This window comes from Maribellus mangrovi (assembly GCF_037646455.1).
GTDB classification, from domain to species: Bacteria; Bacteroidota; Bacteroidia; order Bacteroidales; family Prolixibacteraceae; genus Draconibacterium; species Draconibacterium mangrovi_A.
Genome location: NZ_JBBIXN010000002.1, coordinates 766,750 through 789,016 on the forward strand (window position 1 = coordinate 766,750; position 22,267 = coordinate 789,016).

13 protein-coding genes are annotated in these 22,267 nt (G+C 38.5%); all 13 read right to left on the reverse strand.

What is annotated here, in order from left to right:
* Positions 1-46: 46 nt before the first annotated feature.
* The 13 genes from WFY05_RS11255 to WFY05_RS11315 all read right to left on the reverse strand — a co-directional run bounded on the left by WFY05_RS11255 (position 47) and on the right by WFY05_RS11315 (position 22,222).
* Positions 47-1,639, reverse strand: a complete 1,593-nt coding sequence (locus WFY05_RS11255) for a GH39 family glycosyl hydrolase (RefSeq protein ID WP_340112946.1) — start codon at positions 1,637-1,639, stop codon at positions 47-49.
* 11 nt (positions 1,640-1,650) lie between these two features.
* Positions 1,651-3,990, reverse strand: coding sequence for a beta-glucosidase (locus tag WFY05_RS11260; protein ID WP_340112947.1), 2,340 nt, complete (start codon positions 3,988-3,990; stop codon positions 1,651-1,653).
* Between the two features lie 156 nt (positions 3,991-4,146).
* Complete coding sequence (locus WFY05_RS11265; RefSeq protein WP_340112948.1) at positions 4,147-4,518, reverse strand: hypothetical protein; 372 nt, start codon at positions 4,516-4,518, stop codon at positions 4,147-4,149.
* Between the two features lie 16 nt (positions 4,519-4,534).
* Positions 4,535-5,911 (reverse strand): T9SS type A sorting domain-containing protein, encoded by a 1,377-nt coding sequence (locus WFY05_RS11270; RefSeq protein ID WP_340112949.1) that lies wholly within the window; start codon positions 5,909-5,911, stop codon positions 4,535-4,537.
* Positions 5,912-6,039: 128 nt separating this feature from the next.
* Positions 6,040-7,311: a hypothetical protein gene (locus tag WFY05_RS11275; RefSeq protein ID WP_340112950.1), complete on the reverse strand. Its 1,272-nt coding sequence runs from the start codon at positions 7,309-7,311 to the stop codon at positions 6,040-6,042.
* Between the two features lie 73 nt (positions 7,312-7,384).
* Positions 7,385-8,989 carry a RagB/SusD family nutrient uptake outer membrane protein gene (locus tag WFY05_RS11280; RefSeq protein WP_340112951.1) on the reverse strand — a complete coding sequence of 535 codons (1,605 nt, stop codon included), beginning with the start codon at positions 8,987-8,989 and terminating at the stop codon, positions 7,385-7,387.
* A gap of 19 nt (positions 8,990-9,008) precedes the next feature.
* Positions 9,009-12,419 (reverse strand): TonB-dependent receptor, encoded by a 3,411-nt coding sequence (locus WFY05_RS11285; RefSeq protein WP_340112952.1) that lies wholly within the window; start codon positions 12,417-12,419, stop codon positions 9,009-9,011.
* Positions 12,420-12,549: 130 nt separating this feature from the next.
* Positions 12,550-13,593, reverse strand: coding sequence for a FecR family protein (locus WFY05_RS11290; RefSeq protein ID WP_340112953.1), 1,044 nt, complete (start codon positions 13,591-13,593; stop codon positions 12,550-12,552).
* Between the two features lie 197 nt (positions 13,594-13,790).
* The gene (locus WFY05_RS11295; protein ID WP_340112954.1) at positions 13,791-14,378 is read right to left on the reverse strand and encodes an RNA polymerase sigma factor; all 588 of its coding nucleotides are present in this window, start codon (positions 14,376-14,378) and stop codon (positions 13,791-13,793) included.
* Between the two features lie 199 nt (positions 14,379-14,577).
* Complete coding sequence (locus WFY05_RS11300; protein ID WP_340112955.1) at positions 14,578-18,378, reverse strand: beta-galactosidase small subunit-related protein; 3,801 nt, start codon at positions 18,376-18,378, stop codon at positions 14,578-14,580.
* Positions 18,379-18,400: 22 nt separating this feature from the next.
* The gene (locus WFY05_RS11305) at positions 18,401-18,979 is read right to left on the reverse strand and encodes a LamG-like jellyroll fold domain-containing protein (protein ID WP_340112956.1); all 579 of its coding nucleotides are present in this window, start codon (positions 18,977-18,979) and stop codon (positions 18,401-18,403) included.
* A gap of 131 nt (positions 18,980-19,110) precedes the next feature.
* Positions 19,111-21,285, reverse strand: coding sequence for a hypothetical protein (locus WFY05_RS11310; protein WP_340112957.1), 2,175 nt, complete (start codon positions 21,283-21,285; stop codon positions 19,111-19,113).
* Between the two features lie 49 nt (positions 21,286-21,334).
* A complete protein-coding gene (locus WFY05_RS11315; RefSeq protein ID WP_340112958.1) occupies positions 21,335-22,222 on the reverse strand; it encodes an alpha/beta hydrolase in 888 nt (295 codons plus the stop codon).
* Positions 22,223-22,267 lie beyond the last annotated feature (45 nt).

The following is a 22,267-nucleotide window of genomic DNA, read 5'->3' on the forward strand; positions in this document are numbered from 1 at the left end:
ATGCCTTTCATCAGTTATGTTGTACTCGCTTCTGATAGCAAATGTTCTAATTTGTTTCTGCGGGTTCCAAAACAATAAGCTGCAAAGTATTGGGTTCAAAATGTAAAGTCGATTTAAAAACATCATCAGTTTTTATCGTTTTCTCTTCAACCATTTGAAGATTACAATTCTCCAGATCTGTATGATAGTTACTGTGTTCACCATCTATTTTATAAAGCTTTACATTGACATTTTTAGTATTAAGTGCCTTATGCAGATTATTCAGATTTAAAGTGGCATCAAAACCTTGTGTATCCCGACTTTGAAAATTCCAAACCATAACTGAAATCCCTGATTCATCTTTTGTGGCTAATGAATACAATCCTTTTCCCTCTTCAATTTCAGTACTTGACGTGGAAGAAATCCTGGTGTCTTTCATTTTTGACATCATTACCATCATATTTCCATATGGAGTAAGCTTTTGTGTTTCTATCATTGGTTGTCCAAATTCATTCCTTGTTACCAACTGATCTTTTCGTCCTTCTTTGCGATGGCGCATAACCCAGTTGAATGGATATGTTTTATCGGCCGTAGTGAGGTACCAATAAAACAATGAGGCCATTCCTACAGCCTGTCTTAAATGATCATTCTTCATTGTTACAAAATCGTCAAAAGCAGGTCCAGGATAGATTCCCATCTCAGTAATAAATACCGGTATATCGATACGTATTCCCCTGCTAGCAAGTTCTCTGTTAAGCAGTGTACGCTGTTCTTTTACTAGAGACGGATCATCTTTAAATAAAATATATGCAGAATCGGGTTTAGTATAATATCCGTGGTATGAAATAAAATCAAGGCGCTTCTCTGGTGAAGGATCCTTGACATAGGCATCAAGAAATGGCTGTAACCATTTCATCGAAAATTGCGATACTGAAGGACCACCTACCAACAACGGAATTTCTGGATTCAATTCATCATTAACCTTATTTACTGCCTGATAATAAATTTTGTAATAGTCGTAGTAGTTATCAGGTGTTACTCCTTCGTTGGCATAATCAGGCTCATTGGTTGCTTCTATGTATTTTATTTTCGGGAAGTTCTTTTTCAGCTCCTTCAAAATTTTTGAAAGACGTTCAACCTTTATATCGTCACTGACATCCCATCCTCGTACTACTCCAAGATGGCTGCAATTAACCAACACATAATCTGAAATTTTGCTGGCATCTGATAAATAATCCGACATCTCACTAATATCAACCTTGTCGGTGATTTCATCATAATAGCTATTTCCAATGAACCAAACGCGGTATATTTTTCCATGCAAACCGCTCTCGTTGAAGAATTTTATATCTGCATCTCGCTGATCCACAAATTCCATGCTACTCTCGAAATTGTTATATCGTTCAACATGCAAAAAATCACTAAGGGTTTCTGCACAATCCACATTTATTTCGGCTTCTTGCACATTGGTGGAAAGCATAGGTCCTACGGGCTTGCTCACATCTATTCCTTGCTCTTTCAGATATTGTTTAACTTCATCAGAAATTGCAGGTTGTCCCTGTTTTTGTTCTTGTTGTTCCGGTTGATTCTTTTGTGCGCTATTGCAGCCAACAAATGTAGATAGTGACAAAAGAATTATTAGTAATCTTAGTTTTTTCATGTTTCTAGTTTTTACTTAATATTTTTAATTTCATTGATTGTTGCCTTGGGGGTCAAAGCCTTACTCACTTTCCTAATCAGAATATCATCTTTTAAATTGAATTTCTGTGAAAGCTTTATGTCCTCACACGATGCACCGATCTTAACTGTATACTCACCAGCATCTGCTATCCATGAAGACTTCTCAGAATAAAAAGACTCCAGTTTCTTTGCATCAATTATGAAGGATACTGATTGTGATTCGCCGGGTTGTAACAATTTTGATTTTGAAAAACCTTTCAATTCTTTGGATGGCTTATCCAATTGCTTATCAGGAGCTGTAATGTATAATTGAACAACTTCTTTTCCTGCAATGCTGCCGTTATTCGTTATTTTAAAATTGACCTTAATTTCATTTCTAAAATTCGTCGAACTGAGTTTCAAATCACTATAGCTAAAACCGGTGTAACTTAATCCATACCCAAAAGGATATGATGTTTCAACATCGAAGGTATTGAAGTAACGATACCCAACATAAATGCCTTCTTCGTAAATGACTTTCTCGGGTTTATCCGAAGGAGTTCCAGGGAAGTTTTTTGCAGAAGGTACATCATCGTACTGAATCGGAAATGAAGTAGGAAGTTTACCTGATGGATTAATTTTCCCACTTAATATATCTGCAACTGCATTTCCAGCTTCCTGTCCCGGTTGCCATGCAATCAATATCGCATCCGGCAAGTTTTTCCAACTGGCTGTTTCAATCACCCCTCCAATATTCAAAACAACCATGACTTTTTTACCTAAAGCATGAAAGGTACTTGTAATGTTTTCAATATTGTTCTTTTCCGTTTCAGTCAGGTTAAAATCACCATCAATTTTTCGATCAGCAGTTTCACCTGAATTTCGACGAATAGTTATAACTGCAATATCTGCCTTTTCTGAAATTGTTTCTGCCAATTCCTTACTCACAGGCATTTCAACAGCTCTATTTATAAAGCCTCTGATGGCCCGCATCATGTTTTGTTTGGGTGTATTTTCTTTAATGTAATCGCTATAAATCTGATTTGACTTTTCCTCGATTTTATATCCTGCATTTATCAGGCCATCAATAATATTCACGGTTGGGCCTGCACGCATTACAAACCCACTGCCTGATCCTCCCACATTGGTAACATACGAGCCATTTCCGAACAAGGCTATTTTTTGATCTTTATCTTTTAACGGAAGGGCGTTGTCTTCATTTTTTAATAACACCATACCTTCAGCACCGGCCTTTCTTGCTATTTGAGCATTTTTCTCCAGGGCAGGTTTGTTGGAATACTCGTATTCCTTGAATTTTGGAGATCTCATTGTGTTTTTTAATATCCATGCGATATTCTTATCCAGTACTTCTTCGCTTAATTTTCCACTTTTAACAGCCTGAATAATCACTGTATCTTGATATGGTCCAGGCATGATCAGGTTTAATCCTGCTTTCAATTGTTCCACCGGATCTTTTCCGGTATCCCAATCCGACATGATTATTCCCTCGTATCCCCAATCTTTTCTCGCAATGGTAGTAAGCAAATCAAAATTTTCTGTTGCTGTCGCACCGTTTATCGAGTTATAGGAAGCCATCAATGTCCATGGATCAGATTCTTTCACTGCAATCTCGAAACCTTTCAGGTAAATTTCACGAAGGGTACGTTCGCTAATTAGCGCATCCACTGCTATCCGGTTTGTTTCCTGGTTGTTTGCTACAAAATGTTTTACTGAAGTTCCTACACCTTGTGATTGGATACCTTTGACCATAGCAGCTCCAATTTTCCCAGACAGCAACGGATCTTCAGAATAATACTCAAAATTTCGACCACCTAATGGATTCCGATGGATGTTCATACCTGGTGCGAGTAATAAATCAAGCCCGTATTCTGAAACTTCATTACCCATACATTTTCCAATTTCGTATACAAGATCGACATCCCATGTTGAGGACAAATTAGTTGCTATGGGATATGCGGTAGTTCTTGAACCGAAACTTGGTCCGGCCGGTCCATCAACCATTTCAATAGTTGTAACTCCCAAACGAGGAATTTCCAAAGTTCTACCTACTGCTCCTGAAACATATACTTTAGTTTGATCTGCCAAACTGCCTGGAATCGGTTGGTTGGGAATCTGAAATCCCATATTGTTTTCTTTCTCCCCCATTTTTAATCCAGTACCAACTACCAGAGCAGCCTTCTCTTCAAGCGTCATTGCTGCTATTACTTCCTCGATTGGTGCTTTCCCTAACTGAGGGAGGTTTGAAATATCTTGTCCGTACACTTTTTCAAACAGTATTAGGCTAGCGGAAATCAGACAAAGACTAACTATTATTATTTTAAATCGTTTCATTACTCTTTTATTAGTTAAAACAGCTTTCTGATCATGCTTAAGATTACGTGACAAAATCAGATGAATTTGAGCTGCCGACGGAATTAAATTCTATTACAATTAATACAAGATTTGAACAAGGGAGGAAATTCTACCTCCCTTTCATTCTGTAAATGTCTATTTCTCAATTGTACGTTTCCCTTCGACATCGAACATATTCAGATAGCGACCATCCAGGTTATCATTATCCTTTTTCTTCAATGTCATATAAAGATCATAACCAGCTGCGCTGAAATAGATTGTAATCTCATTTTCAGCTTCTTCTACCTTACTTATTTTAACAGCATCAATACCTTCGTTTTTGATTGACCCTGTTAATTTCCCGTCAACACGTTCTATATGCATTTTCATTTTTGCATCTCCGTTTGGAGTAGCTTTAGCCACAACATCCCAGTCACCAACAAAATAATCAGGAGTGTTCTGAGCAACTGAAAATTGAACAGATATGAGTAAAAAGAGTCCAGTGATTATTGAAAATTTCTTTTTCATTGTTATATAATTTCAATTATTGCTTAATGAACTTCGAAACAAAAGATTCTCCTTTGATAAGGTAAACACCTGGATTAAGTTTTGAAACATCAATCTCATTTGAAGACATTACTGAGTTTAATATCAAGGTACCGGCGACATTGTAAATCCCAACTTGCTCATTCGGTTCATAATCTGTTAGATGTATTTTGTCTTTAACAGGATTAGGATAAAGTCCTACACTTTTTAGATTATATTCATTTATTGAAGTTGCAGTAATTAACACTTCGCTATATTCTTGGTCTATTGGAGCAAATGCGGCCGTTAGAATGGTACAGAAATATGCATATTGGTCTCCGTTCGTTAATGTAGAACTCAAGGCAAAGTCGGCGGGGATAGAAATTGTATCAGCAACCTGTTTGCAATAAGGTGCCTCATCGGTAAGGTGAATTATTTTCATTATCTGTGGTTGAACATCAGGATTGCCATCTACATCGAGTTTAATGATACCAATCATTAAGTTCGCTGGCTGAGCATCTGCTACTGTTAGACCGGCACTTATTAATATGTTATCCCCGGGTGAAGCTGCGCCATCTGGCACGGGAGAAAAAGACACGCTGTTTGTGCTTTCCACAACATTAACATCACTGTATTTCTGATCAATCGGAGAAAATGCAGCTGTTAAAATGGTGCAGAAATAAGAATATTTTGTTCCGTCTGTTAAGGTTGAACTTAAGGCAAAGTCAGCAGGTAAAGAAATTGTATCCGTTACTTGCATACAGTATGGCGCATCTCCTGTGAGAGGAATTATTTTCATAATCTGCGGCTGAACATCTGGATTTCCATCCGCATCACGTTTAATTACACCTAGCATTAAGTTCGCGGCTTGAGCATCGGCTATAGTTAGGTCCGCAGTCAGTGCAATTTTGCTACCTGGCATTACTATATCATACGGGGAAGGGGAGAAGCTTACATTATTGCCCACAGAAGTGTCTACAACATTTACTTCACTGTATTCCTGATCTATAGGTGAAAATGCAGCTGTTAAAATAGTGCAGAAATATGCATATTTGTCTCCGTTAGTTAATGTTGAGCTTAATGCCAAATCAGCAGGAACAGCTACCGTATCCGTAATTTGTTTTGAATAGGGAACAGTATCTGTTAGTTGAATAATCTTCATTGTCGCAGGCTGAATATCGGGATTTCCCTCTGCATCAAGTTTGATAATACCTATCATTAAATTAGCTGGTAGCGAATCCGCAACATTGATATTAACATCCAATATTGCTTTTCCACCAACTATTGCAGAATTTGGCGTTTCGCCTAAAAAGTTTACACTATTCATTGAGTCCTGTGCAAATAAATTATTAAGGGCAAAAAAGAATGCCAGAAGAAAAAAGGTAAAGTTTTTCATAGTATTGAGTTTTAAGTATGTAAAAGAATTTAATGAAACCAGCTTTTGACTAGTTCAGTTATAAAAGGAAAGGTAGTTTAGGATCATACTGCAGAATGTACAATATGATCCTATTATAATTGAAATAGTTAATTATGACAGTATAATGATGTTATTTCAAATCCATTACGAATAACACCGGTTGCAATTCCCGATGTTGCAGTTATGGCAGCTATTTCTTTGGTCCAAACAAAACTGAACACCCCATTAACAGGTCCTCCTTCAGCAAATGCTACATAGTTGGCGTCAAGAAGTGAAATTGTTCCTGCATCACTTGGGCACTCAAAGACCACAGTTGCTCCTATCGGAATTTTTGCACATTCTTCAACTGTAACTGAGAATATTGTATAGCCCCCTTGGTTATTAACTGAATATTCAAGATCAGTAATTACTGAAGTGAAGTACATGCTGGAAATATCAAATCCATCACGCAGAACTCCGGTTGTGATACCTGCTGATTCAGTAATTTCTGCAATGGCAGATGTCCAACCAAAACTAAATAAACCATTGACCGGACTCCCTCCTGCAAATTCATTATAAGAAGCATCAAGAAGCGAAACTGTTCCTGCATCACTTGGACATTCGAAAATTACATTTGAACCTACTGGTACCTTAGCACATTCTTCCGCAGAAACGGAAAGAATTGTATAGCCACCTTGACTATTGATTGAATATTGCAGATTGCCTTTCGTATATACGGCATAAACTGAATTTATTTCAAAGCCATCACGTAATACTCCGGTGGTGATTCCTCCCGTTGCTGTAATATTGGCAATCTCTTGAGTCCATACAAAACTAAAAGTACCATTTACGGGTCCACCTCCAACATATTCTGTGTAGTTGGCATCCAACAACGAAATTGTGCCTACATCTCCACAGTCAATAACAACCGTTGCTCCAATAGGAATCTTATTGCATTCTTGTTCCCCCACTGAAAATATGGTATATCCACCCTGAGTAGTGACCGTATATTCAATATCAATTTTATTTGAACCAGAACTTGGTACACCTTCCTGTTTGATGTCCAAAAACCTCATGACATCGTCATTGATAATAATTAAGCGTCCAGTTCTCTCTAGTGTTGAATCGTTTGGGGTATATGATACCAATAGAGATTCGCCATTATTTTGTATTTCATATGATATCCAATCTCCAGCATCCTCATATAAAGTAACTGCATAGTCATCGTTAGCTGAAACACCAATTATTGTGTCACCAGCTGTATAAGGAACACTCAATTCTCCTAGTTCTAATTCGAGGGTAGCTTTAATAATTACTTCATCCTCTTCACTGCAAGATAAAAACATGAAAGGCAGTCCAAGGATTATTAAAGCAGCTAGTAATATTTTATTTCTTTTCATAATACTCTTTATTAATTATTCAAAATCCAATACAGAAAAAAAGCATCACATAATTGTTTTGCGATCTCTCATATTACCAACCATTATTTTGTTCTAAGTTTGGATTTAGAAGCATCTCTGAATAAGGATATGGGAATAATTCATCACGCCCAGTCTGAAATCCAGAAGATCCTGCAAATGGTTCTTCAGTAACATCGTAGTTTGTTGTTGAGGAAATGTATCCGTAAAAAGTATAAGTTTTTAAACCACGATTGGCCAGTTGTTCCGGTGCATCCCCCCAACGTATTAAGTCAAGGTATCTTTCACCTTCAAATGCAAGTTCTGCTCTCTTTTCATCTTTAACATCTTGCATTGTGTATGATGCAAGACCGTTAAGTCCCGCACGGTTCCGAACTTTATTTAGTGCTTCCATCCCCTCGGAGATGTTTGTTCCAGATTGGATACAAGCTTCAGCATATAACAAAAGAACTTCAGAATACCTCATCCCGGGCCAGTTTGTATAAGTATAAGGAAGACCGTTATCGATTGACTCTGGAACCACTTCATCTTCCCATGCCAACATTTTACTCCTGAAATAGCCCTGGCAATTGATCATTGATGCATCGGTTTTCCAGAATTTAGATATGGCATCTTCCGTATCAGTAGCTAAACCAAGATCAATAAAACGTTGTAAAATATCTTCATAATCCCAAACAGTCCCTAAATAACGAGGTTTTCCTTTTTCTCCGCGGGCAACCATAAAGTCATAAAAATTCTTATTAACATCAGCACCGCTAACGCCCTGCTGTTGAATTCCGCCAGGAACGGTAACATTTGCAGTGTTCCAGGTAAATCTCATGAATCTAAAGTCTCCTTCGTTCATATAGGTACTTGCAGTTGAATTATCATCCACATTCCACTCCCAAATGTACTCATCAGAAAAATCGGCAGCCATATGATACAAATCCCTAAAATCCTCAATCAAATCATAATTTCCTGAATTGATAACCATGCCTAGATTAGTTATGGCATTTGAATAATTTCCTTTAAGCAACTGTGCTTTACCTAAGAGCGCATAACCTGAATGTTTTGTGACACGACCACCAATAGCTTGCTGACCTCCCAACCCGGATTTCTCCGGGAGCCTGCTGATAGCTTCCTGTAAACTGGTTTCCACATAATCCCAAAGTTCTTCGGTTGTGCCATTAACAGGTGTTAATTCATCATTGGATAATACATGATCAATAAGAGGAGGATTGCCCCAAAATCTGATAAGTTTAGTATACGCCCATGCCCTCCAGAAATAGGCTTCACCAATGACCTGCTCTTTCACCTCTGAATCAGGTTCTAGTTTCTCGATAATTAAATTACATAGGTAATTGATGTTGTAGAAATTTGTGAAATACTGATTACCTGTATGGTTCGTTGAAGTAGTATTAATATTGGAATATATACCACCTGTTGCCGGAGAATCATCAGACATTGAGTTTAAAAAAGTTACCCAAAAATAACCGGTGATATTATAAGTTTCAGCATAAATATATGCAATAAGGGCTTCGGCATCAGCATCCGTAGCGTTAGCATAATAACTGTCTAAATTAGCAACACTCTGTTGTTCAATATCTAAAAGATCCTGGTTGCACATGGTAAACAATAACCCGGTAACCAGCAGTGTAATAATTAATTTATATTTTTTCATATCGATTTTATCTTTAAGATTAGAATGAAACATTAAGACCAACTAATACCTGTTTCATGGCGGGGTATTGAATTCTATCTACTCCCATTCCTCCTCCTTGCGACATGCCGGTAGAACTCCTGGGTTCGTCACCTTTAGACAGACCCGACATTGATTCCGGATCATTACCTGGATACTTGGTGAACGTGAAGAAATTATCAAGGGAAACATATGCCCTTAATGAAGACATATTTAATTTGGAAATTAATTTAGTTGGGAATGTATATCCAAGTTGAATTTGCTTTATTTTGAAATAAGACGAATTGAATACAAAATGGTCGGATGAGCCATAATAATATAAGGTTGTATTATTAGTCCAAATACTTGGGGCAGGATGTATGCCATCAATATTATCCATCGACCAGTAATCTTCAACAATGGCAGTAGGTAAATTCCCTTTTAGTTGATCTAACCGAACAATTGCCCAGAACAATTCTGAGCCTTGAACTCCTGAGCCAAAAACTTTTAAGTCGAAGTTTTTATAATCGGCTGTTAACGTAATTCCGTAAGTATAATCAGGGATACTGGAACCAACGTAGTCTTTACCGTCATCTGTCCCGAGTTCCTCTTTTGTTTTAAAAACGGGTTGACCAGTCAACCAGTCTATATGGTCAACAATATTAGTTCTAAGATACCAGATTGGATACCCTACCTCAAAATAAGTGGCTTCAGTAAAAAAACCACCTCCACCGGGATAACGACCTTCTTCATACGGACTTTCTAAAACCTCGTTATGAAGAGTAGATATATTTGCTTGTATTCCATATTCAAAATCTCCGATTTTATCTTTCCAACCAAGATCAAACTCTAAACCAGAGTTTTCAATTTTTCCTAAATTTACCCATTGACTGGTGGTTCCAGATACAGCTGGGGCGGTCATCTCTGTCAACAGGTTAGTTGTAACCTTATAGAAATAATCGAATGTAAATGTTAGGCGATCCCTGAAGAATCGGGTATCCAGTCCAACATCAAATTGTTCTGATTCTTCCCAAGTTAGATCCTCGTTTGGGAGAACATCTGATGGAGCGGAACCCGCCTGAAGTCCATTGTTAAAATTATAATAATCACTTGCCAAGTTCACATAGGTGGTATACCTGTAATTACTCAGTGAGTTTACATTCCCATTTATCCCCCATGAACTCCGAAATTTTAAATACGAAAAAATATCTTTGTTCAGGTTCTGCATAAAATTCTCATTGGAAGCCACCCACCCAGCCGATACTGATGGGAAATAGCCCCATCGGTTATTTTTTGAAAGTCGTGAAGCGTCGTAAGCATCGGCACGGAAATTTGCCTGGAGCATGTATTTACTTCCATAGTTCCAAGCGAGACGTCCAAAATATGAAATATTGCTGGTCTCTGATTTGCTTCCTCCCACATTATCATTCGCATCTGTAAATGAACTGTTTAAATTATGAAAATTCGGTAAAGTGCTGACCAACTGATCTGTACTTGCTGAAATATACTCAGTTATACCTTGTGTATACTGCATACCCACCATTGCGGTGAAATCGTGTTTGTTCCTTGTAAAATTATAGTTGGCAAAATTTTCCAACTGATAATATGTTGTTTGATACATACTCTCGGAAAGAGCGGCATGTACTCTATTTTTAGAAGCATTCCACCAGTTAGGTTCCAAATAGGTTGAATTATGAGCTGATCCAAGCTGATAGCCAAGCCTGGAAGTATAAGTGAAGTTTTTGAATGGTGTAAGATCTGCATAAAAAGTGCCGCTGAACGATGATCGCTTTCTTAAATTATCAGAATTATGTATCATTCCTAAAGGATTCACAGGCTCAATAAGGAAACGGGAAGTACCGTAAAGTTTGTTTTCACTATTGCGTAGCACATTATACCCTTCAGCTTCAGCTGCCAGCAAATTATAGCCCGATTCTGTAGGTGCATCTGAATCATTTTCATAATAAACAGGTACCGTAGGATCGTAGAAATAGGCGCTCCCAATAACACTGTTTATTGAATTGTAGGCGTTTTGTGAAACTGATTTTGTCGTACTGCGTTCGATGTAATTAGTAGTTCCAACCTTTAACCAATCATTAATGTTATAAGATGCATTGAGCTGACCGACAAGCCGTTCGAATACATCTTTATTTCCAACTACCATTCCATCGTTTTTGCTGTATTTCATCGAAGCAAAAAATAATCCCTTATCATTACCTCCCTCAAAACCAACGATATGGCTTTGTGTTTCTCCGTTTTCAAAAACTTCATCTTGCCAGTTGGTATTTCCACTCTGAAATGCTCCTTCAGAAACACCAGCATCCTTCCAAAATTGTTTAAATTCTTTGGTATCCATCATTTCAACCTTATTGGTCATCGATTGAACACCGAACTGTGTATTATAAAAAATCTGACTTCTTCCTTTTTTACCAGTTTTGGTTGTTATAAGTACAACTCCATTTCCCGCTTCTGTTCCGTAAATTGCACCCGAAGCTGCGTCTTTCAATATTTCAATGGATTTGATGTTTTCAGGATCCAGGAAATCAATATTAGGCACTTTAAGGCCATCGACAATAAAAAGCGGATCTGATAGACCATTACTGGAATATCCTCTGATTCGAAAACTTGCGCTTGCTCCAGGAGCGGCAGATAATGACATAACCTGAACACCTGCCACTTTCCCCTGAACAGAGCGGGCAATATCTCCGGTTGAACGATTTTCTAAATCGGATGATTGTATACTTGATATGGCGCCAGTAACATTACTTTTCTTTTGAACACCATATCCGATAGCAACAACTTCATCGATACCAACGGTTTCTTGAACCAAAACAACATCAATGGATGTTTGTGTTCCAACAGGAATTTCCTGTTTTTGCATTCCAACGAATGAAAAGACAAGAATATCGTTTTCAGATGTTACGCTTAATGAATAATTTCCTTCAAAATCTGAAACAGTCCCCTGGGTTGTTCCTTTTATTACAACGGTAACACCTGGAAGTGCCTGTCCATTCTCATCAATAATTCTACCGGAAATTTTTCGTTGTTGTTGCGTAGTGGTGGGTAAATCAGAAGGTGCTAAAATTATCTTCTGGTCAGTTATCGTATAATCGATATTTGTGCCTTTAAAAAGTTGATCAAGAATTTCATCAATCTTCTGATCTTCAACAGAAATTGTAACCATCCTGTCAATATCTATTAACTTTTCATTGTAAAGGAAAAAGAATTCTGTACGATTCTCTATTTCGTCAAATGCGTCTTCCAACTTTATATTCGATAACTGAAGTGAAATCTTAGTACTCTGAGAATAAGTGTCAATCGCTAAAGTTTGGAAGATGGAAGCAAGAAGTATAAATATAGTGATTCGCATGATCCTTAATATTTTATGTAGAGCGAGATAATCACACTCATGAAAAATGTTATTAATTTTCATAAATTTGAATTGTTAAGTATTAAAAAATTTGACAAAGATTTTTTAGGGAAATCGTTGGCGCGATTTCCTTTTTTTACTTATGGTGGTCCAGTCTGATTTTTCATTTTAGTCATAGTTTTAGTTCAAATAATTATTGATTAGTCTTATATAGCATCACTTTCTTTTTTCGATAACTGCCATCATCTAAAATTTTTCGTTCATTTATTTGATATCGAATTGGCGAAGTCATAGCAAGGTATTTTAGAACATCTTCAAGTGAATCATCTTCAAATGTTCCCCTTATTATATATTCCTCAAGTTCTTTATCTGCCAGTACAACTTCAATATTATACCACCGTTCTAATCGGCGGGCCACTTCAGCCATTGAATCACCTCTGAAAACAAGTTTTCCTTCTTTCCATGCAGAATATTTACTCGGATCGGTAATAGTAAGGTTTATTGAGTCTGATTTATAAATTAACCTCTCAGAAGGCTTCATTGTGATACCTGTCTTGGATTCTGTTGTTGAAAAATTTACAGCTCCTTCTTCCAAAACAACCTCAACATAGTTCTCATCTGGATAAGCACTTAAATTGAATTTAGTTCCTAATACTTTAATACGAGACGTTCCTGCTTGTATTTCAAATGGATGTTCTTGGTCATGAGTTACACTAAACCATGCCTCACCCACTAATTCTACATTCCTGTTTTTTGAGAACGGTATTTGATATTCAATTGACGAACCACTGTTAAGCCATCCTTCGGTCCCATCGGGAAGCGAAAAACTTATCCTGGCCCCTTGAGGAGCATGTAGTGTGGAAATCATGGATCCTTCATCTGCATAGCCACGTGTCTTTATATCAGAGATCCACAAAACACTTGCAATTAATATTGGAATGAGAAGAATAGCTGCTGCCACAGAATACCAACTGTACAATTTTCTAATTACAGTTTTTTTTCTGATGTTTTCATTCCTATTAATAGTGTGGTGAATTCGGTCAAGTAAGAATGACAGATTATAGTTTTCATCTTTTCTATTATTCAGATGATCAAAAAAGTCGTTTCTGACTATTTTCTGAAAATCCAAATCATTCTCCTTTTCTGCGAAAAGGGCATATATTTGCTGCTTTTCCGATTCCGAAGCTTTTCCTTCTATGAATCGCTCCAACTTTAATATATCACCTTGGTCAATCATTAATTTCTATTTTAAAATCCCCTTTTACAAATAGGATTTTTAACTAAACTAAAGGTATAAACAATCAATTTTATATCCTCATCTACTAGTAATAGCCACAACTAGCATTAATCTCACAAAAAAAAAGCGATTTTTTCAGAACAATATTCCTGACGAATGAGTAACCACCTAATTATGAGTCACTTTTAGGTCTTGATTTATTGAAAAAAAAATGCGAAGAATAATAGTAAGGCAAAATCTTCCCCCGAGATCTGTTTTCTTAAAAGCTTTAACGCTGTTGAAATATAATTGTCAACTGTACCCGGCGAAAGATTCATTTCATTTGCAATTTGACTTGTACTTTTTCCTTCTTTACGGCTTTTGATAAATACTTCTTTTTGCTTTCCAGGTAATTTATCAATCAACTTGTCTACTTGCGACAGTGTAGCTTCGTACTCAAGCTGTTTTTCAAGGTCAATGGTCTTGGTTTCAACAACTTTGCTTTCCTCAATATACTTCAAAAATATTTGCTTCTTTCTGAACAAATGGCAAATATTGTGATAGGCAATTGTAAAAAGATATGATTTGAGTGAAGATTCCTTTTTTAGTTTTTTGCGATTTTCCCAGATCTTTAGAAAAACGTCCTGTACAAGCCCTTCCGTTTCTTCCTTGGACTTCAAGTACTTATACGCAAAACCGTAAAGTCGATCTCCATACCTATTAAAAATTTGATCAAAAGCATCAACATCATCCCCGTGAAGCTTTCTAACTAATTCGTAATCTGGTATATTTTCGTTAATTGGCATAGAGATTTTCTCCTGTGAAGATAAAAAACAAATTGTGATCTCTAAAGTGGGTTTAATAAAAAGTTTAATCGAATCTAAACTGAATATATCGCCAACAATTCTTTCTATGATTCAACTCAATTCAACTCTAATAATTGGTCATCACCTGGATTAGTTATTTCAATGAACTTCGTGATGGAATTTTTAGTCTTCCCATAACTTATCTGACCTCATTTCTCTCATTAATTGGTTTAATAGTAATATTTCCCGAATATGCCTGCGGATACACGCGGTAAGAATTTAAAACCGGTTGCGAGGTATCACCTACACCTGTAGTTTTATAATCCAGATTAATCGTAATTCCGTCTGCCTTTTTCAATTGAAATGCGTAGAGCGCCCTTGTGATGTTTTCAGTTGTAAATGCATGAACATTAAAATTGAAATGCTGATTCATTGAAAACTCAAGACCGATTCCGTTACCATTCGTCATTTTCAAATATCGATTGTCCATTCTCAAACCATAATCCTGTGGAACCAAATAAGGCTCGTACATTTCATCTACAGTTGAATTGTATATACCAAGTCTGTAGCCACTTTTACGATCAGGGTAATTTTCCTGGGGACCTCTGCCATACCATTCCACCTGATCATATTTATTATCCATCATCAAACTTATTCCGATTCGTGGTAGCAACTGGGGCATTTGACCTTGTGGCATAACACTGTGATTAACCTCTATGCTGCCATCTCCATAAATTTTGTATTCATAGATACTTTCGAATCCACCAATTGCACCAGCTGCTCCTCCTTCAATAAGGTAATCAAGCGATACGGTATTCTGATCTTGCCTTGTTAGGGCAACTTCACGGACATATATGCATACCACTCCCTCAGCCTCATCCGCTCTCACTTCAAGTGGAATAAACTGGAGCTCATCAACTCCATTTGAATATAAATCCGTAGCCATGGTTCTTCCATACTCCGGCTTCCAGTTAGGTTGTCTGAAGCTGTAGCCAGCCCATCGATCGTTTTGGTTGTTAACCGGCGCACGCCAGATGTTTAGTTTGATAGGTGCCTTGAGCATTTCATCTCCGTCCAACAACATAGATTTAAGTTCACCCGAATTGCCGTCAAAAGTGTAGGAAAATCCTTCACCTGTAATGATATGACTCCCATCTTTGGTGGATAGCGATACTGCCAAATTGGTTGGCACTCTTGGTGGTGCCGGATCATTCCAGCCTGTTAGCTCAAACTGATCCCATGATACTTCATGTCCCTTCTTAGCCCAAATTTCGTCATTCCCTAATGAGGAACTAATGTTGAGACGGTACTCTTTGCCTCGAATAATCTCTGGCTTATTGTAGTTAACTGTAACTTTAGCACGATTTCCCGGCTCTACGTCCAATTCCAAAATACCTTTCTGAAGTACCTTATCGTCTTCGGTAAGTGTCCAGGTTGTTTCCCAATAAGAGGCATTTGTAAAATTGCTTCGGTTCCAAACTTCAACAACTCCTTTTTCCCCGTTCAATAATTTAAATGAAATTGGCTGCGCCGATTTTTTCATCTGCCATATCTCCGGCTGTGGGGTGCGATCTGCCCATATACTGCCATAGGTTCGGGCACCCATTCCATTGCTGTAATATGTTCCTCCGTTTGTTGTTCCCTCAAAATCTAACCATAAAATGGCATCGGATGGCTTCATATCGCTACCTGGTGCCACAGCTTTTGCAAATAACTTTACATTATCAATCTTCGAATCAGAGGTATAGTCTTTCGTATCCTGCGTTTGAGATTCGGCGTTTCTCCCGATGTTTACAGGGTACGGTAAATTTTTAATTTCCCCCCTCACTTTCATACTTGCGGCTTCTGCCCCGTCTATAAAAATCTTCATTTGATTTCCATCGAAGGAAGCAACAATGTTGTGCCAATTTCCTTCCCAATTTCCGGGAAGTGCTGCACTTAATACCTGCTTCTCGTTTGTAAAAATGTAAAAGTCCAGGGTATTTTTTCCGTTTTGTACCACTCCAAACTGATTGCTCCCTTTTGTTAAGAAATTGCCGGAACTACGATTTAACAAACGGGGATAAACATCCATCATAATGGTCAACTGATCCCCTGAAATTTCTAAATTCTCACTTCTGTATATTTCAACCCATTCATCATGCCCGTTCAGATCCAGACATTTTCCGTTTATTCCTTCTACCAATTTAGAGTTACCCATAGCGTAGCTTGGTGTTTCAAACGGTGATTTATCAGATAAAATACGAACCGAGTCGGTTAAACCATTACCAACAAAATCCCATATTGCACCACCCATAATTCTCGGATGCCGGTAAATAACCCGCCAGTACTCATCAAGAGCGCCCCCGCCATTACCGGTTACGGAAAGATATTCGTCCATAAATGATGGTCTGCTATCAGTGGTGTCCAGTCCAAGATTAACTTCTTCCTGTAACGGAGAAGGATAACGCGGACCAATTATATCTTCTGCAGGATGAACCATATCGTTTCCTCCGTACATCCAGTAGCGGGTTGGATCGAGCCGTTTCCCTTCCTTTATCACTTCGGTGATATTTTCGCCTTCACCTGCTTCGTTGCCGGCACTCCAAAACAGAATACTTGGATGGTTTCGATCACGAAGCACTGCTTTTCGGGTTCGATCCCTGTACATTTCAGTGTACTCAGGCAATTCTGACATGTATTGTGTGGCGTGACATTCATTACCCACTTCATCAACAATAAAAAGACCGTATTCATCCGCCAGCTCCAGGTACCTGTTGACCGGAGGATAGTGGGAAATACGAACCAGGTTAAAATTGAATTGCTTCAACAATTCCATGTCCTTACGGATAGTAGCTTCATCCACAACATGCCCCATTTCCGGATGCTGCATGTGTGTATTTGTACCGTTCAGTTTCACCGGCACACCGTTTAGGTAAAAAACGTTCCCAATGATTTCTGTTTTCTGGAAACCAATTCTGGTCTGTATTTGATCAACTACATTGCCCTCGCTGTTGAGTAACTCCATTCTCAAATCATAGAGATTTGGAGTTTCTGAAGTCCACTTTTCTGGTTGTCGAATTAATTCTGAAAGACTAATGGTTTGCTTACCGGTTTTCACATCGATTTTTGTACTTTTAATGGTGGCAATTTTCCGGCCTTTTCTCTCCAAAGTTGCATTCAGCTTATAATCCTTTAAACTCGCTCCATAGTTTTTTACATCAATATTGAGAGACAGTTTTGAGTCAGTATAACTTTCATCAAAATCTGTGATTACCTGCCAATCAAAAAGACGAACCAGTGGTGAAGAATACACCCAAACATCATCAAAAATACCGGCCAGACGCCAATAATCCTGTCCTTCCAAATAGTATCCGTCAGAGAACTTCAACACTAAAACCGCGATGGTATTTTTACCAGGCTTCAAATAAGATGTGATATTGTATTCAGAAGGTTCTTGAGCACCTTCATTATAGCCAACTTCTTTCCCGTTCACCCAAACAAATGATGCTGATGCGACTTTTTCAAAATGTAAAAAAACCTGCTGCCCATTCCAATCAGATGGCAAATCAAATGATTTTCTGTACGCTCCGGTAGGATTGTATTCATCCGGAACTTCCGGAGGTATTACAGCAAATTCGCCTGCTGATTTTTTTTCCTCTTCTGTTCTTCCATATTGATAGGTCAAACTGATATTTCGGAACATCCGGTCTCCATAACCTTTCATTTCCCAGTTGGATGGAACATCAATTTGATCCCATACTGAATCATTAAAATCTGTTTTAAAGAAATCAGTTGGGATTCCTTCAGTCACATCACTATAATAAAATTTCCAACTACCATTTAGTAAAATGTTTTGCTCCGGAATATGAAATGCTCTGCCTTCTTCCTGTCCCTGCTCAAATACCTCAGTATTCTCGATGTAATAGGATAGGTTATTTAAAAAATCTCCCTTTTGAGCCCATACAGAAGTTACACAAAACGTGCAGGCTAAAAGAATCAATATTTTGTTCATGTTCATTTTCAACATTGTTAAAATCATTCTATTTGGAAAAATTGAACTCATCGGGATCTAGTACTTTATCGGTGATTCTTATGCTATAAATTGCTCCTTTAAACCAGGAAATTTTATTCTGACGAACGCCAACCGAAGTTTTTCCTTTTTTAAGGGGAGCAAAATCGACATCGCCTTCCAGTTCCTTTTGGCCGTTAACAAATGTGGCCTGTTCTCCGTTTTTAACGGTAAAGGCAATATGGTACCATTCGTCCAGGGGATGAGTCAATTCCGGAGACATTAACACAACCCATTTTTTTCTCGATTCGAACATGCCATCTAAATACCAGGTATCGGCATTCGATCGCATTTCCATAAGTAAACGATCCTTTTTCACCGTACCGGTATGAAAGTAGCGCTGCTCATGACTGCCACCACTATCAAATCGAATAATCATTTCAATGGTAATTTCCGTTAGATCTTTTAACGGCATTTCATCAATAAAAATAGCGTCGTCTTTACCGTCAAACTGAACCGCACTTCCATACGGAGAATCAATTTCCATCGGATTACCAACAAGCGTTACATTTTCATTAGCGTCAATTAAATCAGAGATGATATAAACCACCTCTGATTTTTTTATCTGTGCTAAACTATGTATGGATGTGAAAACTACTAGTTGACAAATAAAAAGTGATAAGTAAAACATGGAATTTCTACTCATGAATCTATTTTGTTTACGTTCAAATCTCCTCCTTGTTAAGGAGCTTGTATAAGCCCTTCCCACTTAACAACCCATGAACCGTCATCCGGGAATCCGGGTGCATTTCGGTCCGGTGCTCCTTCCCAGCCTGCAGCCATTACAGCAACGGCATATAACAAAGCACCATTTGTAGGTAAATAGTCACCACCAAGGCCACGGTTAATACCAGCCTTGTCAAAGCCGGTTCCGAGTCCCCCAAGTATCGCTTCCACAGCACTTTTTGAGTCTCCCATTTTTGCCAGACCAACAGCGCTCATTCCTGATCCCCAGCCAACACCACCTGAAATGCTTTCAACACCTCTATGCGATGCAGCTCTCAATTCATTCATTTTAGCCTGTGTACGCGTTGCTGTTTCGAGTGTAATTGCTTTGGAAGGTGGCATCAATCCAAGGATTCCTGTCAACCATAATGGTCGACCATTAGCACCAACATAAATCCCGTCTTCAATTTTAAAAGTTGCCAGTTTATCCAATGCTTCGTCCCACTCTTTATTACGTTCTAATCCCATCCGCTCACGCCAGGTTTGCCCTTGCTCAATTCCCCAATGCCAGAAAGCCAGAACTTGAGGATTATCCATGTTGGCTCCCCATTCTCCACGTCCCTGATTAAGGACAATATGATAGATTCCGGTTTCTTCGTCAAGAGTTAAAAAGTCGACCATATATTCTACTGTCCCTGATACTACTTCAGCCCACTTATCAAGTGTTTCAGTCGTAGGGTGTATCTTGAAGTCCAGTTCTGCAAAATGAAGCGGTTGAGGCTGCTTCCATAATAAGGATTGATTGCCTTCCCATGGAGCACTGCGCCCTGATGGACTAGCCGATTTAGGCCATTCTAATCCTTTAAATCCGAATTGTTGTGCTCGTTTACGTGCAGTAGGGATAAAACGTTGATAAGATTGTACAGCTTCGTCAGTTAATTCCCAACGATTCCAAAATCCATAATGAGCCTGGTGAAACCAGATTATTTCATAATGAAATTGCCCGCGCCAGGGATCTATATTCCTGAGTCCGCTCTCTGAAGAAGGCCAACTCCCAGCTGTTTGCACAGCAGTTACCCATTGCGAAAGTACAATGCGACGCTCCAATTCATACCACCTCGGATCGGTACTTTCAGAAAGATCAATAGCACCGCCATTCATCCAGAAGTTTTCCCAATATTCTGCGTTTGCCTTTTTGGTTGACTCAAAATCTGGCACCTCATCACCTATAGGTGTCGGTGAGTAAGTAGTACTAAATTCAACTGTTGATACTCCATTTCCTTCTAGATACCAAACTTTACCTCCATCATACGTTGAAGGCGTTACCTTAGCACCCTCAGTATAGTTCAACGCAACGTAATAGGTAAAATCATCCACCTGTCTTTTAAAGTCAGCCCGGACTTTACTGGTTTGTGTTAGAGTAGTTAAATTATTTTCAGTTCTTTTGAAATCACCTACCCAGTCAGTTTCATTATTTAATGTCGGATAAGGAAAATCAAGTGCCACTTTGATTACCCCTCTGGCAAGTAGATCAGACTCAACTTTTACCGAAACCTGATCAGTCTCCGGATTAACATAGGTAGTAACTATTACCTGAAAACCACTGCCTGCTGCTTCTGACGGATTCACCCAATCGCCCTTGGTTACCCAATCACCACTTACCACAAACCGTGAACTATGTGTTCCCGTCCACAAATCAAGATTCCTGCTGCCATTGCTTGTAATATCTTCTACAGTCAGTTCCGAACCATCTCCTCTAACAAAACGTAATCGCCCAAGATTCATGATATGGGGATTATCATACATCCAGTTTCGTATCGCTTCTTTTCCTGCAGGAACGGTATCAGGTCCGATATACCGCTCACCTTCTCCTACATTAATGAAAGATCCTGTTTCAGGAACCTCGTCAGGAGTTACACCCTCCGGAAGTGGAAATGAGTGCCATCCCCAGTGCGACATTGTATTACCTCCAAAGGTTTGAAGTCCTGTTCCGTCAACGTTAAAACAAAACTCGCCATTACCCATCGGAATCTGTCCACGCTCTTCCCATCCCCACCGAATATTGTGTCGGGTAACTAGCTCATGTCGATTAATTGGCGTAGAAGTATTTCCTGCTTTAATTCCTTGAGCATAACTCGCAGCCATTATGAAAAGAGAGAAAATCAATAGTTGAAATCGTTTTATAGTCATAATTAGTTTTTCTATTTGTTATTGTAATTTTTTATGAATTAGGGGATTGTTAGAAGCCGGTAGTTGTTACCCAGTCATGGAATAACTCAATCCAATTATCCACAGGCAATCCTTGCTTGTCCATACCAAATCCATGCCCACCCTTTGAATAAATATGAAGTTCCGCTGATTTGCCTGCAGCTAACCATGCTTTGAACAAATCGGGACTTCCTGCTGCAATACGATCATTAGCCGCACACAATATGAATATAGGCGGAGCATTTTCAGGAACATTCTCTCCTCTTAACCAACCACCGTAAATAGGAGCTGCAAAGTCAGGCATATATTCCGCATCACTGTTGAGAATCACATGAGTAGTAACTCCGGCTCCGGCAGAGAATCCCATTATCCCTACTTTTTCAGGATCGACATTATATTCACCGGCATGTTCTTTTACATATTGAACCGCCTTTAAACCATCTTCTCCCCCATAGTTGCGAGGGCTTACAACTGGTTTGTTATCTGAAGAATTCTCCTTTGAGAATGCTTTTACCCTTGAACCGAAGTTGTTCCAGAAATCATCAAACTCCTTAGGATCTTCTGGAGTCTTATTAAGACGATATTTAAGAACAAATGCTGTTATTCCCTTTTTCACGAGATAATCGGCCACTGCCGTTCCTTCGCTTTCATATGACAACCAGACATTGCCCCCTCCGGGACAAATTATCACTGCTGTACCTGTAGCTATCGATTCTTCAGGTATGAATACCTCCAGAGTAGGATCAACAACATTACGAAGCATTGTTGTTTTAGTGCCGGGATTGGCAAATTCCACTTCAGTGTAGTTCCAATCCTCTGATCCGGGGGCTTTCCCTTCATATAGGTGCACAATCTTCTGTGAGTTTGCACTTCCATACATTAAAGTCAAAAGGGAAATTATCAAAAGTGTTTTTTTCATTTAAGCATTCATTTTTATAATTTAGATTTCAATTTTCTTTTGATG